Below are 18,188 nucleotides of genomic sequence, written 5' to 3'. Positions count from 1 at the left end.
CAAAAGCTGATTAGCAAACACCTTAATCCAGGTCAATGCGGTGATAGAAGTACCCTTCTTGTAACCAATCAGGCAAGCCTCCTTATCCAGGAATATTCGTCATCACCACTGACAGGCAACATTAACACAAAGATAGGCACCCTAAACGGTGCCTTTTTTGTATCCAACTTTCCCTGTAGTCATCCCAGTTACAACAAATTAGCTACCACTTTCAAAGGCTAACCTCTATAATTAGGTTAATGAGATTAATTATACCAACTGGCACTCTGCCAAGCAGCGTATAATTAAATACTAAATCACTTCGTATTGCGTATATTTCACGACCCGCTCTGTATTATCCAGTCACAAACATAGGTAAATTTTAATGCACTATGCAAATATCACCGGTTGGGGTAAATGCTTACCGCCCGCGACGCTAACAAATAATGACTTAAGCACTTTTCTAGATACGAATGATGAATGGATTCAATCTCGTACCGGTATGCAGGAACGCAGAATTTCCCATGTAAGTACATCAGAACTTGCTTACGTTGCAGCATGCCAAGCTATCGCAGCTGCAGGTATTGATGCATCTGAAATTGACGGTATTTTCTTTGCAACTTGTACCGCTGATTGCACACTGCCAAGTGCTGCATCAAAAGTGCAAGCTAAATTAGGCGCAACCAACGCAGCAGTATTTGATATGAATGCAGCCTGTACTGGATTTGTGTACGGTTTGAGTACAGCGAATGCCTTTATCCAAAGTGGCCAAATGGACAAGGTACTAGTGATCGGTGCCGAGCGTATCAGCTATTTCCTTGACTGGACAGAACGTGGTACGGCGGTATTATTCGGTGATGGTGCTGGTGCGGTGATCCTAGAATCAAGCACAGAAAAACAAGGTATTTTAAGTAACAAGATTGGCTGTGACGGTGATGCAGGACATATCCTTTCCGTGCCAAATTTTGGTACTGACAGAGCGCGTTTCCAAAACATTGATGGCCTATTCGATTTTAATTTCGAAGGTAAAGAGATCTTTAAACGTGCAGTAACCCGCATGGGTGAAGCGTCTGCGATTGCCTTAGAAAAAGCCAATATGACGCCAGAAGATGTTGATTTTATTATTCCTCATCAAGCCAACCTACGTATTATTGATTTCTTAGCCAAGCGCATGGGAGCCAGCAAAGAGAAAGTCATGGTGAACGTACATAAATATGGTAATACTTCCTCTGCAACTGTGCCTATTGCCTTATGTGAAGCGTTAGAAGAAGGCCGTATTAAAGCTGGTGACAATGTATTATTAGCGGCATTTGGTGGCGGCTTAACGTGGGGCGCGACAATGCTCAAGTGGGGTGAAAGAACGACGCCTATCGCGACATCTGACGTCGAATTACCAGCATACAATGGCACTGCATTAGATTTGATTCAGGATGCGATCAAAGGCTGCCAAGACGCTAAATTGGCGCGCGAATCACAAGTGGATGCGTAACTAGTTCTAAATAACGAACGCTAATCAGTTATCTCGATAGCGATAACCATTAAACAAAAAACCAGTGAATCACTTCACTGGTTTTTTTATATCTAAACGTAAGTGTCAGCTTAAGCTGCAGCGACATTCAGCTCAGGTTATTTACATTCACCTTCAGTGAAACCGCGAACTGTTGCATCAGAACATGCGCCACAAGCATTAGCGAATGATTTCAACTCACCAGACTCAGTTGTACCACAGACAGGGCGGTAATCCATCGTACACATTTGTGGACGTTCATCAGGGCAGCTATTACCGTAAGTTGGTAATGTTGGTAATGCCTTTGCAGTCTCTGGCGTGGTTTCTGTGTTAGCACAGGCTGCTAAGCCAAGTACTGTGAATGCGATTAAAATTACTTTTTTCATCTTAATTCCTACTCTTTTATTGATGATGATTTTTGTCATTATTTTTGTTATTCAAGATTACAACAACGGGTTGAATAAATAAAATACACTTTCTAGAAAGCGTTGTATTCGGCCTCGTTGTTGCCATTGTGTCAGGCAAACTTTATGTGAATGAGCGATATAAGATAGCTGCAGTTGGTAAAGTTCAGCAATAAAAGGCGATTGATCAATCAGTAATGTGACTTCAAAGTTAAGCCAAAAACTGCGTTTATCTAAATTAACCGTTCCCACCAAACATAGTTCATTATCGACCAGAATACTTTTGGTATGCAGTAGGCCATTTTGGTATTGATATATTTCCACACCACAGGCCAACAGTTCTTCAAAAAAACCTTTACAAGCATAATCGACCATACGTGAATCATTCTTTGCTGGCAGAATGATTTGTACTTTAACACCGCGCGCACTGGCGGTTTTCAGCGCCGCTTGCAAGGCTTCATCTGGGACAAAATAAGGCGTGGTTAAAATGAGTGATTTTTGCGCCGAGTAAATCGCAGAAACCAATACTTGATGGATATTATCATCATCAACATAAGGCCCTGATGGGATCATTTGCACATGACTATTTTCATCAAATACGGGGCTTTCCTTGCATTTGACCAGCATATTTTTAACTAAGCTTTCACCCGTTTCCATCTCCCAATCAAATTCGAGCAGTGAAGCCGTGATAGGAATAATCGGACCTTGCATACGGATCATGATATCAACCCACTCGCCCACACCAGCGTCTTGCTTAAACACATGTGGGTCAACCAGATTCATACTGCCGGTATAACCAACGTGACTATCAATAGCGATAAGCTTACGGTGCATACGTAAATCTTGGCGATGAAAGAATATCCGCATCGGACCAACGGGTAATACTTCAATAAGATGAATACCCGCCCGCTTAAATTGCAGCGGCCAATGGCTTTTAAAGAATGCTGAACTACCCACAGAATCAAGCATAACGCGACAATCAATCCCCCGTTTCGCCGCGTTAATCAGCGCAACAGCTACCTCATCGGCTTTGCCACCCACCGCCCAGATATAAAATTCAAGGTAAACAACTTGGCTCGCCGCATTAATATCAGCTATTATTTGTTCGAGAATGCCGTGTGGACTGGTTAATAACATCAGCTGATTGCCCGTAACAGCTGGCATTTTAAAACGCCCATAAATCAACTCGCGCAAGGACGTCACTAAACTTCTATGATTCTCATCATAAGGCACCAGATACGGCGCTGCACATTGATTGATCTGTTGCGTAAAAGGATAAAACATAGATTCGGCGCGTTGTACCCGTTTTTTACCAAGGTACAGCTCACCAAAAATCAAATAAATTACCACTCCTGCAAATGGCAACGTATAAATCACCGATAGCCAGGCTAACGATATGCTGGCAGAACGCCGTTTAGTGATAACCCGAAATGACACTAATATAATGATCACTGCATGCAAAAAAACCAGCAATAAAGTAATAAAATTAGTAAACGAATCCCATTTATCCATCTTGATTAGCAATCCAAGTTTTCAGACGATTAACATCATGTTGATATTCAGTATTAATTTGTTCAACCCAATCATCGATATTCTGCCACCAGGTCGGTTGCTCCGGTGACTGCGCTAATTGTGACACCTGCTGAATACGAGTCAGCCCAATCGAGCCTGCCGCCCCTTTGATCTTATGCGCTTCATCAACGATCGCATCTTGATCTCGCGCGGTTAAATTAGTATTCAATAAGGTTAAATAATGCGGCATCGTTTGTTCAAATAAACGCACACTTTCCAGTAATAAATCTTTGCCTAAGGTATCCAAATATTGCTGTAATAAATCCACATCAAGATATTCATCAAGCATGTTTTGTTCATCAATCAATTCATCCACAACATAATTGAGGTGAGATTCAGCGCCTAGCTCTGAACTGCTAAACAAGCGACTAATAACCCCCGTAACCGCATTGATCGAGAGTGGTTTACTGATCGCATCATCCATACCTTTATCGATATATTCTTGGCGATTATTAATGACATTTGCTGTTAACGCCACAACCGGTGGTAATTCAAGTTCGTCATTTTCACGTAAGGTTTTAATCACATCAAAACCGGTCATGTCCGGTAAATTAATATCCAAGAAAATTAAATCATAATGATTATTTTCTGCCATTTCGATAGCGCGTTGACCATCGATAGCCACCGCGACACTGTGGCCTAGTTTATTTAAAATAGCGGTACATACAGTGACATTTAACTCAATATCTTCAACAAGTAGTATCGACAGTTTAGTTTGCTCCGCTTCTGGCACATCACTCTGCTGCAAACTTTCTACACCATCGACATCAAACTCGATGGTAAAACAGGCTCCTTCACCTAATTCACTGCTTACCCAAATATCACCACCCATCGCTGTCATTAAACTTTTCGCCACCGACAAGCCAATACCAGTACCCGTAGCACGTTTGCTGCCCTGTTCCTGATAATACATGGCAAATATTTTATCTTGGCCTTCGGCAGAGATCCCAATACCGGTATCTTCAACCTCAAAGGTTAAACCAATACGATTATCACCTTCTTCACTGGTGAATACCCGAATCCTCACTTCACCAGAATCAGTGAATTTCACTGCATTAGACACCAAGTTCCATAATACTTGACGTAATCGAGTCCCATCAGCATTGATAAAATCAGGAATATCACCAAATACATCAAATGCTAATACCAAACCCTTTTGATCGGCTTGTAGCAAGGCTAAGGTTTTAATGTCATTGAGGAAACTTCTGAACTCAATCGGTTGATTAACGATCTCAAATTTACGACGATCAAATTTATCCAAATCGATAATATCGTTAAAAATATTACCCATTGTTTGCGCGCTAACATAAATGGTATTTAAATGCTGACGTTGCTCCTCACTAAGTGAACCGTCAAGTAAAATCCGGCTTAAGCCAACAACACCATTTAATGGCGTTCTTAATTCATGGCTAATCGTGGAGATAAAGGTCGTTTTATCACGACTGGCTTTTTCTAATGCATCTTGGTATTTCTTACGTTCGGTAATATCACGGCCATAACCAAGTACACCGATAGATTCATTCCGACGTCCAAAGAAAGGTACTTTACGTAATTCAAAGCACGCCTTATGGCCATCTGGATACGTTAACCATTGTTCATAGGTTTCTGATAGCTGAGTGCTTAATACCGCTTTATCGGTTGCAGCAAATTTAGCCGCGATCTCGGTATCGTAAACATCAAACGGGGTAAAACCAATGAGCTCTTTTTCGATTTTACCCGTTAACGATTCCATGGCTAAGTTACAGCCAGAAAATTGTCCTTGCTCATTACTGTAATAAACCAAATCAGGCGAGCTATCAATAAATGAACGCACTAAGGCAGAGCGCTCTTCCACCACTAATTGCGCCTGTTCACGTTGAAAAACTTCATTTTCAAGATCTTTAAACGCTTGCTTTCTATCTGCTTCGGCTTTTTTACGCTCTTCAAACTCGGCATTAAGTTCAATCAAGTTCACTTGTAATTCTTGTTGTAGCTGTAAATCACGGGCACGTACTTCTTGCAGTTTGTAGACCATTTTACTGAGGCGTTTACGTGAATCTTCGAGTTGCTGGACAACAATAGACAGGAAAAAGACCACCCAAGGCGTGACAATAATGGCGAACAAAATAGCGGCATACAAATCGTCAAGCTGCACTTCACCACGCAAAATATAATTGATGCTAGCTTGGATCATGATGGAAAAGAAAATAGTCGTTGCCGCAGAGATAATACTAAAACGTATAACACCCAACTTAGTTAGCATATCAACATAGTATTGAGCCCAGGCTCTGATTTTAATCATGGATTACCCACAGTAATAAAATTATCTAGATAATTAATAATATACGATAGGTTATAAGCAAACTAGCGGAAAATTCAGGTTTTAATAAATCTATGATTTTATGAGATCAAAATTTAATTCGACCATGCCAGTTTCCTGTTCTTCCCCCCGATAAACACAATACTGATTACGGCCACGCTCTTTCGCGAGATACAACGCTTTATCCGCATGTTCAAGTAATTGCGCTTCCGAACTTTCAGCTTCCGGACACATAGTCGCAATACCAATACTTAAGGTAACATGCTTTGCCGCATTGGAATAAGCATGTTCAATCGCGAGCTGTTCAATCGCCACAATAATTTTACTGGCAAGACGAATAGCCCCTTCTTTATCGGTATTAGGTAAAATCACCGCAAACTCTTCACCACCATAACGCGCAACTAAGTCCGCACCACGGTGAACCTGCTCATTCATCACTTGGGCTATATTGGCGAGTACAACATCGCCCATCGGGTGACCGTAATGATCATTGTATAATTTGAAACTATCGACATCACAGAACAACAAAGACATCTGTTTGACTTCTCGATGATGAGTGGACCAATAATGCTGCAGCTTGCTATCAAACGTGCGTCGATTAGCAATTTGAGTCAGTTCATCCGTTGAACTTAATTCATCAAATTTTTCTATCGCCTGCTCGAGTTCATGTTCAATACGTTTACGCTCGGTCAGATCACGATAAATAATTAAAATACCACTTTCACCATTGGTACTGTTGAGGTAGCGTTGCTTACATATTTCATACCAACGCGGTTCTTCACCTGCAAGATGCAGTAACTCTTCATAACGAACAGATTTACCATCCACTAACAATTGATTTTCCTGTTCCAACAACCAAGATCTTTTATCGCAACTGAATAATTGCTGTCTATCCATGCCCAGTAAATCGGCGTGTTTAACACCAACAACCTCGCAATAGCCATGATTCGCGCCAACATATTTGCCATTACCATTCATAAATGCCACTGGATCGGGCGTCGCATTAATCACCGAATTCAATAAACTGTTGTTACGACTTAACTCAGCTTCAATGCGTAAATGTTCACCATTCTCACTCAACAGGCGTTCATTTAGCTCCATAATTTCCGTTTGATCATGGGATACAGTCAAAATCGCAACTACTTTTTTATGCTCGTCATACAGTGGATACTTGATGGTTTGTAATAGAATATTATTGTCATCAACCGTACTCCACTCTTCATATTCCTGTACCTCACCGATAAGCACAGACTTTTCATAAGATTTGATTTGCTCGAGTTTCGAAGCACTGTAAAAATCATGCTCAAAATGACCATTCACTTGCGCGACTGATAGCTCAAATTGAGTGGCCCATGATGGTGAACAACTGAGGATGAGACCATCTAATGTTTTAATATGAATAAGCGCAGAGTTTGCCGAAAATAAAGTCTGAATAATTTGCCCATCCAGATCCCAAGGTGAAATCGAGGACGAGTTAGTTTCAATATGGTCAATCTGGCATAACCAAGCACGACGACCTTGATAATTAATGTTCACCGCACTATAACGCAGCGTTTTCTTCAACTGTTTAATATGAAAAATATCATTGGTGATAGATGTTTGATCAGTAAACTCAGATAAACGTTCGAAACAACATTGGGCAACAACATGGCTGGTCTTATTCTCGCGGTCAAAAAGCGTCGTGATTGCTGGGTTCAGATATAATATCGAGGCTTTTTTTACGTCAAGCACAAGTGTCGGCGTCGCTGAAAATGTCAGCAATGTTTTACTAGCAGACAATTTTCGCGATAGCATTAACACCACCAACATACTCGTTAATGAGACAGCCACAACGAACCAAAGCGCGATCACAACAGGCGTATTTGCAGATAATTCAGTCATGCCCTGCCACCAATTTAATATTATTTTCATCGCAGATTGATATTTAAAATCCATAATTTCGCCCAAGATCCATCTCACACCGAAGGAGTATAGAACACCAAAATAAGAATACTGTAAAGCAGCTATTCTAAAAACTATCGCAATCACCCACTTTAGTTTTCCATACTTTGGTACTAGCTAACATAAACCAACTAAATCAGTAGATTATGTATAAACAGAAATAAAAATGGCACACAACATCATGAATAACTGCTGCAGCATCATTTAAAATCACACAATGTCATATATACAAAATTAAAAACCAAATATTAAATAATCATCAATATTTCTCACACTTTATTGACCAATGACAAAACAAATGGCCCATTTATATGAAAAGGTGATAAGTAACTCAGAATACATTTTTAGATTGACCTAAGTGTTAATTCTGGTAAATTTGGCAGGTTAGCCAATTTTCGGCTTTTGGAAACTTTAACGATTTACCTATTTTTGTATGTATATTTAAACTCTGAGTAGAATCTCAATGGGGCATACAAAATCAGTATTTAGTAAATTGAATGCAAGGGAGAAGTGCAATGTCAGTCTATGACCCGTCGCTGGAAAAAGACAACTGTGGTTTTGGTTTAATCGCCCACCAAGAAGGTGAAGCTAGCCATAAGTTAGTGCGCGTCGCTATATCATCATTAGACCGGATGCAACATAGGGGCGGTATCGCGGCAGATGGAAAAACAGGAGATGGCTGTGGTTTACTTATGCAGAAACCAGACAGTTTTTTCCGTGCTATCGCGGTAGAAAATAATTGGAACCTAGGCAGTAATTATGCCGTTGGTATGATGTTCTTAAATCAAGATTCTGATAAATCTGCGACAGCAAAACAAATCATTAAAGAAGAACTCGAACGCGAAACACTGAATGTGGTTGGCTGGCGTGAAGTCCCTCTTGATACCAGTGTGCTTGGCGAAATAGCCTTGTCATCACTGCCACAAATCCAACAGGTATTTATTAGCGCACCTGCTGGCTGGGCTCCAAAAGATATTGAGCGCCGTTTATATTTAACTAAACGTCGTATCGAAAAACGTATTACCGATGACAGCGATTTTTATATTGCCAGCCTATCAAACCTGGTGACCATCTATAAAGGTTTGTGTATGGCAGGCGATCTGCCTAAGTTTTTCTTAGACCTTGCCGATCTTCGTATGCAATCTGCAATTTGCTTATTCCATCAACGATTTTCAACAAATACCTCGCCTAAATGGCCATTAGCACAACCGTTCCGCTTTATGGCACACAATGGTGAGATTAATACCATCGAAGGTAACCGCGAGTGGGCACGAGCACGTAGCTACAAATTTAGCTCTCCACTACTGCCTGACATGCATGATGCAGCACCGTTTGTTAATACCAAAGGTTCTGATTCATCATCAATGGATAACATGCTTGAGCTATTCTTAGCCGGTGGCATGGATATTTTCCGTGCTTTCCGCCTACTTGTTCCGCCTGCATGGCAAAATCACCCGAATATGGATGATGATTTACGCGCATTCTATGACTTCAACTCGATGCACATGGAACCTTGGGATGGCCCTGCGGGTATCGTTCTTAGTGATGGCCGTTATGCTGCTTGTGGTCTAGATCGTAATGGTTTGCGTCCAGCACGTTATGTACGTACCAAAGATGGTTTGATTACCGTTGCCTCAGAAGTAGGTATTTGGGACTACAGTGCAGATGAAGTAATCGAAAAAGGCCGCGTTGGTCCTGGCGAATTACTGGTTATCGATACGCAAACAGGTAAGTTATGGACGTCTTGGGAAATTGACCAAGAACTCAAAGGCCGTAATCCTTACCGTGAATGGCTATCAAACAATTCAACGAAGTTAACACCATTTGAAGCATTGCCTCCAGAAGCAATAGGCACTCGCACATTTGATGACGAAAAGTTAACAACGTATCAAAAACAGTTTGATTGCAGCAAAGAAGAATTAGAACAAATTCTACGTGTATTAGGCGAAAATGGCCAAGAAGCCACAGGCTCTATGGGTGATGATACGCCGATGGCTGTACTGTCGACTAAAACCCGTTCGCTGTATGACTACTTCCGCCAAAAATTTGCGCAAGTAACCAATCCGCCGATAGATCCATTACGTGAAAATCACGTGATGTCGCTGGCAACGTGTATTGGTCGTGAGCACAATGTATTTAACGAAACACATGGTCATGCGCACCGCGTACTATTTGATTCGCCAGTATTACTTTATTCTGACTTTAAACAAGTTACCGATTTAAGTAATGAATACTACAGAACAGCAACAATTGACCTGTGCTTCAATGGTCAAGATGAAACTTTAGGTCGCGCTGTAGCACGTATTACAGCCGAAGCGGTTGAACAAGCAGGATCTGGCGCAGTATTATTAGTCTTAACAGATCGTACACTGGCTAAAGATAATTTACCTGTTCCAGCAGCAATGGCTGTCGGAGCCGTACAGACAGCCTTAGTGGAAGCCAACTTACGTTGTGATACCAACATTGTTGTTGAAACAGCAAGTGCACGTGACCCACATCATTTTGCTGTATTAATTGGTTTTGGTGCGACCGCTATTTACCCGTACCTTGCTTATGAATCACTACGTAAATTAGTTGAGATAGGCACAATCAAGCAAGACACAACAAAAACTTTATTAAACTACCGTAACGGTATTAATAAAGGTCTGTATAAGATCATGTCGAAAATGGGTATTTCAACCATTGCTAGCTACCGTTGTTCGCAATTGTTTGAAGCCGTAGGTTTAGCGGATGAAGTGATAGAATTGTGCTTTAAAGGCACCAGCAGCCGTATTAAAGGCGCAGACTTTAGTGACTTCCATATTGACCAACAGAAATTAAGCAAACTTGCATGGACAAAACGTAAACCAACCGCGCAAGGTGGTCTACTGAAATATGTGCATGGTGGCGAATATCACGCTTATAACCCTGATGTGGTGAGCACGCTACAAAAAGCAGTGCAAAGCGGTGAATATGCAGATTACCAACAGTATTCGAAAGAAGTAAATGAGCGCCCTATTTCAAGTCTGCGTGACATGTTGCAACTTAAAGAATCGGATACACCGGTTGCACTTGATGCTGTTGAACATGAAGACAACCTCTTTAAACGCTTTGATACTGCCGCCATGTCAATTGGCGCGTTAAGCCCTGAAGCGCATGAGTCATTGGCGATTGCGATGAATACCTTAGGTGGTAATTCCAACTCAGGTGAAGGTGGTGAAGATCCACGCCGTTTCGGTACCCTTAAAGTATCGAAAATTAAACAGATCGCATCTGGTCGTTTCGGTGTCACACCACACTACTTAATGAATGCTGAAATCATTCAGATTAAAGTTGCGCAAGGTGCAAAACCCGGTGAAGGTGGACAACTACCAGGTCACAAGGTCACGGCTGAAATTGCCAAACTGCGTAACTCGGTACAGGGTGTAACCCTGATTTCACCACCACCACATCACGATATCTATTCGATTGAAGATTTAGCCCAGCTAATTTTTGATATTAAGCAAATCAACCCGACGGTATTAGTGTCGGTGAAATTAGTATCAGAACCGGGCGTTGGTACGATTGCAACTGGCGTGGCAAAAGCCTATGCCGATTTAATCACGATCTCAGGCTATGACGGCGGTACTGCTGCAAGTCCAATTACATCAGTAAAATACGCTGGTAGTCCTTGGGAACTTGGTTTAGCTGAAACCCAACAAGCATTGGTTGAAAATGGTTTACGCCACCGTATTCGCTTACAAGTGGATGGCGGTTTAAAAACTGGCTTAGACGTTGTAAAAGGCGCGATATTAGGTGCTGAAAGCTTTGGTTTCGGTACTGGTCCTATGGTTGCATTAGGGTGTAAATTCCTGCGAATTTGTCACTTAAATAACTGTGCGACAGGTGTTGCAACACAAGATGAAAAATTACGTCAAGATCACTTCCATGGTCTACCAGAAATGGTCATGAACTACTTTAAGTTCATCGCCCAAGAAACCCGTGAAATCATGGCATCGCTTGGCGTAACGCAGTTAACGGATTTAATTGGTCGCACTGATTTATTAGTGCAGTTAGATGGCTTAACTGAAAAACAACGTAAAATTGATTTGTCTGGCATTACTTATAAACCACAGCCAAAAGCAGGCTTGGGTATATATTGCCAAGCAACCAACGAACCGTATGATAAAGCCGAGCTCAACGAAACGTTAATTGCACACTACTTAGAATCAATCACTGAACAAACCGGGTTATCAAGTAGTTTCCCAATTAAAAATACCGATCGTTCTGTGGGTGCACGTTTGTCTGGCGAAATTGCGAAACAACACGGTAACCAAGGCATGGCTGCCGAACCTATCACCGTTAACTTTACTGGTACTGCTGGTCAAAGCTTCGGTGTGTGGAATGCGGGCGGCTTGAATCTAAACCTCACTGGCGATGCCAACGATTATGTCGGTAAAGGCATGACAGGTGGCCGTATTATGATCCGCCCTGAACCAGGTTCAGCATTTAAATCAAATGAAGCGGTGATCGCAGGTAATACTTGTTTATACGGTGCATCCGGTGGCGAATTATACGCTGCAGGTTTAGCTGGCGAACGTTTTGCAGTGCGTAACTCAGGCGCCAATGCAGTTATTGAAGGTATCGGTGATAACGGTTGTGAATACATGACCGGTGGTATTGTGACAGTCCTGGGTAACACAGGTGTTAACTTCGGTGCAGGTATGACCGGTGGTTTTGCTTACATCTATGATGAAGATGGCCAATTAGCGTCTAAAATTAACTATGAACTTGTTGAAAAGCATGCAGTAACGGATTACCCAATGCATGTAGAACATCTCCGCGGTATTATCATTGAACACCTTGCACATACATGCAGTCAGCATGCGCAAGACCTGCTTAATGTATTCGATACTGTGGTAAATAAATTCTTTATTATCAAGCCTAAATCAGCTGATATTAACGCATTACTTGGCCACAAATCACGCTCTGCTGCAGAGTTACGTGTCCAGGCTCAATAGGAGGGATCATGAGTAATAATGTATTTCAATTTGTCGATGTACAACGCATTGATCCAGTAAAAAAACCGTTAAAGATCCGTAAAGTCGACTTTATCGAAATTTATAAGCCATTTACGTCGAACCAAGCAAAAATGCAAGCGGGTCGCTGTTTAGAATGTGGTAACCCGTACTGTGAATGGAAATGCCCAGTACACAACTATATCCCTAACTGGCTAAAATTGGTTGAAGAAGGTCGCATTATCGAAGCGGCTGAGCTTTGCCATGAAACCAACAGTTTGCCTGAAGTTTGTGGCCGAGTTTGTCCACAAGATCGCTTATGCGAAGGTTCTTGTACGCTCAATGATGATTTTGGTGCCGTGACGATTGGTAATGTTGAAAAATACATTACCGATGAAGCCTTTAAACTTGGCTGGCGTCCTGATATGTCGAAAGTAATTCGCAACGACAAACGAGTGGCGATTATTGGCGCAGGTCCAGCAGGCCTTGCCGCTGCAGATATCTTAGTACGTAATGGTGTGACGCCGGTCGTATACGACCGAAATCCTGAAATTGGTGGTCTGTTAACGTTTGGTATTCCGGCATTTAAGCTAGATAAAGGTGTAATGACCCATCGCCGTGAAGTATTTACTGACATGGGCATTGAGTTTTGCCTCAACACTGAAATTGGTCGAGATATTCAATTCAGTGACTTAGTGTCAGAATACGATGCGGTATTTGTTGGTGTTGGTACGTACAAATACATCAATGGTGGCTTTAACAATGGCGCTGCAAAAGGCGTTTATGATGCCCTGCCTTACCTGATTGCCAATACCAATCATGAACTCGGTTTTGAAAAGAGTATTGATGAATTTATCAATCTAAAAGGCAAAACCGTGGTTGTCCTTGGTGGTGGTGATACTGCGATGGATTGCGTACGAACAGCGGTACGTCAAGGCGCAAAAACTGTATCTTGTGCTTATCGTCGTGATGAAATCAGCATGCCAGGTTCTAAGCGTGAAGTTAAAAACGCCAAAGAAGAAGGCGTAAAGTTCTTATGGAACTTGCAACCGTTAGATGTTGAGGTTGCTAATGATAAAGCGGTTGGTGTTAAAATGGTTAAAACCCATTTAGGTAAGCCTGATGCAAAAGGCCGTCGTCGCGCTGAACAAGTGATTGGTTCTGAACACATACTCAAAGCTGATGCGGTTATTCAAGCGTTTGGTTTCCAACCCGATCCTGCACAATGGCTATTGGACGAAGGTGTCACAACAAACAGCTGGAATGGTATTATTGCCCCAGCTGAAAGTGATTTCCCATTCCAAACTGCAAACCCGAAAATATTTGCAGGCGGTGATGCTGTTCGAGGCTCAGATCTTGTAGTAACAGCAATTGATGAAGGTCGACGTGCTGCCGAAGCTATGCTGGATTATTTAGAGGTTTAAATAATTAAAGCGCTGATTATCTAATTAAAAACGCTAGCATTAATTGTGCTAGCGTTTTTTTATATGTAAATTACGGTCATAAAAACGATAATATATTTAATTACCTGCTTTTTTTTTGTATCATGTCCATCAATTTAACGGTCTTTATGGCCTCAATACTTGGTGATAATGAATTCGTTTAATCTCTCCATAACTGCCCTTCATCGATTGGTAGTCACCAGCATGACGCTCATTTTTATCAGTGCCCTATATAGCGCGCCGAGTTTTGCTGCGCAAGAGATAATCCTAGGCGACTATATCAACACCGACACGCCTAAGAATGAATCAATTAAAACCAGTACCAACATTGCCGATAATAGCGAGGCCGTCACGACAACTGAAAACAGTCAAGAAGTCATACTCGCAGATAGTTTAGGGATCGACGAAGATTGGATCTGGCTTAAATCAGGTGAATTCTTAATTGGTAATATCGAAGACTTGTATGATGACAAACTGGCTTTTGATAGTGACGATCTTGGCGATTTAAAAATTAGCTGGAGTGACATAAGCCGTATTAACAGCCGTCAGTTATTTACGGTTAGAACCATTAATGGCGAGATCATTACCGGGATGATTAAGCTTGAAGACGGTATATTAGTCGTCAGTAATAATCGCCAACATGAAGTTGTCCAAGACGATCTCATGACACTGATCGCCGGCCTCGAAACAGGCGCTAATATTTGGCAAGGAAAGATCACTTTTGGTGCAAATCTTAGCTCAGGTAATACCAATAAACTTGAATATAATACCAATGCAGAGCTTTCTCGACACACAACAGCATCACGTATTAAAGCATCATACATCGCCATTATTGGTGAAACAAATAACGTCCAAACAGATGAGAATCATCGTTTTACCACGACCTACGATGTTTACAGCGACAAAGATTTATTTTTCCGACCGCTTGATTTAAGTCTTTTCCGTGATCCACTCCAGAATGTAAACACCCGAATCAATCTCGGTATGGGTATCGGTTATCAGTTTATTGATGATGGCGATCAAGAATTAGAAATGAACTTAGGTCCATCTTACCTGTATACAAAGTATGAATATACTGACACCCAATTGGATAGTAGCGATTCCAGCCTCGCCGTATCCCTGACAGTCGATTATGAACGAGAGATACATGACCAAATTGATTTGGAATTAAGTTACAAAATCACCGCTACAGAATCTGAACTTGGTGGTTTCCTACAAAATACCAAGTTAAATTTCGATATTGAGTTAACTGATGTGCTTGATTTCGACATTACTTTTTTCTGGGACAGAGTCAATAACCCGCTAGCTGATGTGGATGGTAACCCATTAGAAAAAAATGACTTTCGACTGGCATTTGGCTTAGGCGTTTCTTTTAATTAATACGGCCATTAATTCCCCCTCAAATTGTGCTAGCATAGCGGCTTTCCAGACAGATTTAGAGACGACGATGAAAATAGGTATTATTGGTGCAATGGAGCAGGAAGTTGAGATCCTGCGTGAGCAACTAGATAACGTAGTGACATTTACTCAAGCTGGTTGTGAGTACTACAGTGGTACACTTGCTGGTCATGATGTTATTTTAAGTAAATCAGGTATTGGTAAAGTAGCGGCTGCAGTAGCAACAACGCTACTACTTGAACATTACAAGCCTGATTACATCATCAACACAGGTTCTGCTGGCGGTTATGATAAAGCGCTTAAAGTTGGTGATGTCGTGATCTCAAGTGAAGTACGTCATCACGATGTAGACTTAACGGTATTCGGTTACGAAATGGGTCAATGTGCACAAAAACCTGCGGCATTCATTCCAGATACGCGTCTTGTTGCAGCAGCAAAAAAAGCGATTGCAGCAGACAGTGAAATCAAAACTATCGAAGGTCTAATTTGTACTGGCGATAGCTTTATGTGTGATCCGAAGAAAGTGGAAGAAGCACGCGTTAACTTCCCGACAATGGCTGCCGTAGAAATGGAAGCAGCAGCAATCGCACAAACATGTCACCAGTTTGAGGTGCCGTTTGTAGTGATCCGCTCGCTATCTGATATTGCAGGTAAAGAATCACCAACATCATTTGAAGAATACCTCGTTGTAGCAGCGAAAAACTCTTCAGCGATGGTACTAAACATGCTTAAAGAATTAAAATAGCATGAATTTGGCCATGGATTGGACCAGTATGCAGTCAGTATTTATCTTACTGACTGCTATCATTATTGCCCGTTTACCGCTCTGCCCAGCGCGCTATCACCCCACGCAACTGATAAATAACTTATGCCATGCTATCGCAAATAAAGTCAATAACGCTCAGCGTAGCCACCAGCAACAAGTCATTGCCGGTAGCCTTGCCACGTTCATCATGCTCTGCTTTATATTAGCCATCGCCGTAGTCATTGAGTTTATTGTCATTGAAAGCATCATTTTTGAATTACTGTTATTACTGTGTTTATTACAGTGGGAGAAAATTAGTTTACCCACTGTCGATTTAGGCACACTCGAAAAACAAACCATCATCACCCAAATACAGCCACGTATATTACGTGATTTAGACCAGCTTTCCTTGCTCGGCTTACATAAAGCCAGTATCGAGAACCTGTGTTTACGTAATAGCTACCAATGGTTTGCTGTTATCTTTTGGTATAGTTGCTTGGGTATCTGGCCAGCCATTATTTATCGTGTCATTCAATTGATGGCCCATAACTGGAATTGCAAACTAGCAGACAATCGTCACTTCGGTCGCCCGGTGGGGGCCGTATTGCAGTTATTAGCATTACCAACTCATCTTATACTGGCGTGCACATTACGTAGCTTACAACGCGCGACAAGTCCATTATCGAATTTAATCCAGCAAGCAAAGAAATGGCATCACTTTGGCAGCGGCTTGTTATTATCGAGTTTTGCTTACAGCCTCGCGATCCAACTTGGTGGCCCACGTAAATACCAAGGCGTAATGCAACGCTTTAGCCAACTTGGCCATAACCAACCAGCACAGCGCGAAGATATCCAGCGCGCACAGCAAAAACTGACCTTGGCAATGGTGATTTGGTTATGCTTTATCACTGCTATTTATGTGCTTATTGCGATTAAATAAACCAGCTAGATTTACTACAGTTTTCACTTTTTCACTTTTTCACTTTTCACCACAATGAGTTTTTATGTTTGTTCACGTACGCTCCGTTAGTCTATTCATAATGGCATTGTCATTGCTATTTCCATCTGTACTATTTCCATCTGTACATGCGCAATCACTAACAGAGTCAAAAAAGTACCCACAGCGTATCATCTCGCTATCACCGCACACCACAGAATTAGTATTTGCCGCTGGCGGTGGCGATAGACTTATCGGCGTCAGTGCTTATTCAGATTACCCTGAAGCCGCCAAAACATTGCCAATTGTTGCTAGCTCACAGCAGATCAATGTCGAAACCATACTGGCGTTAGAACCAGACATGATTATTTACTGGCAGCAAGGTAATTCAGCCGCGGACATCGAGCAACTGAAAAAATTTGGCATACCAGTTTATGCCTCAAAAACCGGTGGGTTAGATGATATCGGCATTCAAATACAGCGACTTGGCAGAATGCTTGGCACAGAAAAGATTGCCGACCCCGTCAGTGATCAGTACCGAACAGCCTTGGCCACACTGCGCACTAAATATAAACATAATCCACAACAAGATTTATTCTATCAAGTCTGGCCAACCCCGTTAATGACAGTAGCGAATGACCCCTGGTTGCAGCAACAATTTCAATTATGTGGCTTTAACAATGTGTTTAATGACAGTCCAGTACCCTATCCAGTTATCAACGTAGAGCAAGTACTAGTGAAACAACCCGCGGTGATCATCGCCGGGTCAGTAAATGATGCAGAATTAGCCCAATGGCAAATCTGGAAAAGTATTCCAGCCGTTAAGCATGGAAATATATTTCGAGTTAACCCCGATGTTTCACACCGTTTTTCACCCCGAGTCGTGCAAGGGATAGAAACCCTCTGCGAAATAGCCTTACAGGCGCAAAAAAACACAGATAAAAACAACTAATCTGCTGTTTTTAAATAAGTACTTTTATTTAAATGA

11 protein-coding genes are annotated in these 18,188 nt (G+C 41.7%); 7 read left to right on the top strand and 4 right to left on the bottom strand.

The features are described 5' to 3' along the window. Nucleotides 1-364 precede the first annotated feature (364 nt). The gene (locus tag FR932_RS01055; RefSeq protein ID WP_019440815.1) at nucleotides 365-1,468 is read left to right on the top strand and encodes a ketoacyl-ACP synthase III; all 1,104 of its coding nucleotides are present in this window, start codon (nucleotides 365-367) and stop codon (nucleotides 1,466-1,468) included. A gap of 137 nt (nucleotides 1,469-1,605) precedes the next feature. On the opposite strand, the gene FR932_RS01050 is transcribed toward FR932_RS01055, so the two are convergent. From FR932_RS01050 to FR932_RS01035, 4 genes are all read right to left on the bottom strand, one after another. Further along, nucleotides 1,606-1,872, bottom strand: a complete 267-nt coding sequence (locus tag FR932_RS01050) for a hypothetical protein (protein WP_019440814.1) — start codon at nucleotides 1,870-1,872, stop codon at nucleotides 1,606-1,608. Nucleotides 1,873-1,929: 57 nt separating this feature from the next. Continuing rightward, on the bottom strand, nucleotides 1,930-3,402 hold the full coding sequence (gene cls / locus FR932_RS01045; RefSeq protein ID WP_019440813.1) for a cardiolipin synthase: 1,473 nt from the start codon (nucleotides 3,400-3,402) through the stop codon (nucleotides 1,930-1,932). Beyond that, nucleotides 3,395-5,743, bottom strand: a complete 2,349-nt coding sequence (gene arcB, locus FR932_RS01040) for an aerobic respiration two-component sensor histidine kinase ArcB (RefSeq protein ID WP_019440812.1) — start codon at nucleotides 5,741-5,743, stop codon at nucleotides 3,395-3,397. The genes cls and arcB overlap by 8 nt, the downstream gene beginning before the upstream one ends. Nucleotides 5,744-5,833: 90 nt before the next feature. Next, nucleotides 5,834-7,696, bottom strand: a complete 1,863-nt coding sequence (locus tag FR932_RS01035; protein ID WP_019440811.1) for a sensor domain-containing diguanylate cyclase — start codon at nucleotides 7,694-7,696, stop codon at nucleotides 5,834-5,836. 521 nt (nucleotides 7,697-8,217) lie between these two features. On the opposite strand from FR932_RS01035, the gene gltB reads away from it, so the two are divergent. The 6 genes from gltB (at nucleotide 8,218) to FR932_RS01005 (ending at nucleotide 18,152) form a co-directional block, all read left to right on the top strand. After that, nucleotides 8,218-12,681, top strand: coding sequence for a glutamate synthase large subunit (gene gltB / locus FR932_RS01030; protein ID WP_019440810.1), 4,464 nt, complete (start codon nucleotides 8,218-8,220; stop codon nucleotides 12,679-12,681). Between the two features lie 8 nt (nucleotides 12,682-12,689). Beyond that, the gene (locus FR932_RS01025; RefSeq protein WP_019440809.1) at nucleotides 12,690-14,102 is read left to right on the top strand and encodes an FAD-dependent oxidoreductase; all 1,413 of its coding nucleotides are present in this window, start codon (nucleotides 12,690-12,692) and stop codon (nucleotides 14,100-14,102) included. A gap of 222 nt (nucleotides 14,103-14,324) precedes the next feature. After that, nucleotides 14,325-15,500: a DUF481 domain-containing protein gene (locus FR932_RS01020; protein WP_019440808.1), complete on the top strand. Its 1,176-nt coding sequence runs from the start codon at nucleotides 14,325-14,327 to the stop codon at nucleotides 15,498-15,500. Between the two features lie 67 nt (nucleotides 15,501-15,567). Then, entirely contained in the window at nucleotides 15,568-16,263 is a 696-nt protein-coding gene (mtnN, locus tag FR932_RS01015) for a 5'-methylthioadenosine/S-adenosylhomocysteine nucleosidase (RefSeq protein WP_019440807.1), read from the top strand. 28 nt (nucleotides 16,264-16,291) lie between these two features. Further along, entirely contained in the window at nucleotides 16,292-17,203 is a 912-nt protein-coding gene (locus FR932_RS01010) for a cobalamin biosynthesis protein CobD/CbiB (RefSeq protein WP_240532381.1), read from the top strand. Nucleotides 17,204-17,267: 64 nt separating this feature from the next. Further along, nucleotides 17,268-18,152: a cobalamin-binding protein gene (locus FR932_RS01005; RefSeq protein WP_019628843.1), complete on the top strand. Its 885-nt coding sequence runs from the start codon at nucleotides 17,268-17,270 to the stop codon at nucleotides 18,150-18,152. Nucleotides 18,153-18,188 lie beyond the last annotated feature (36 nt).

Origin of the sequence: Moritella marina ATCC 15381, from assembly GCF_008931805.1 — a bacterium.
Classification (GTDB): Bacteria; Pseudomonadota; Gammaproteobacteria; order Enterobacterales; family Moritellaceae; genus Moritella; species Moritella marina.
This window is presented reverse-complemented; position numbering and strand designations above follow the sequence as displayed.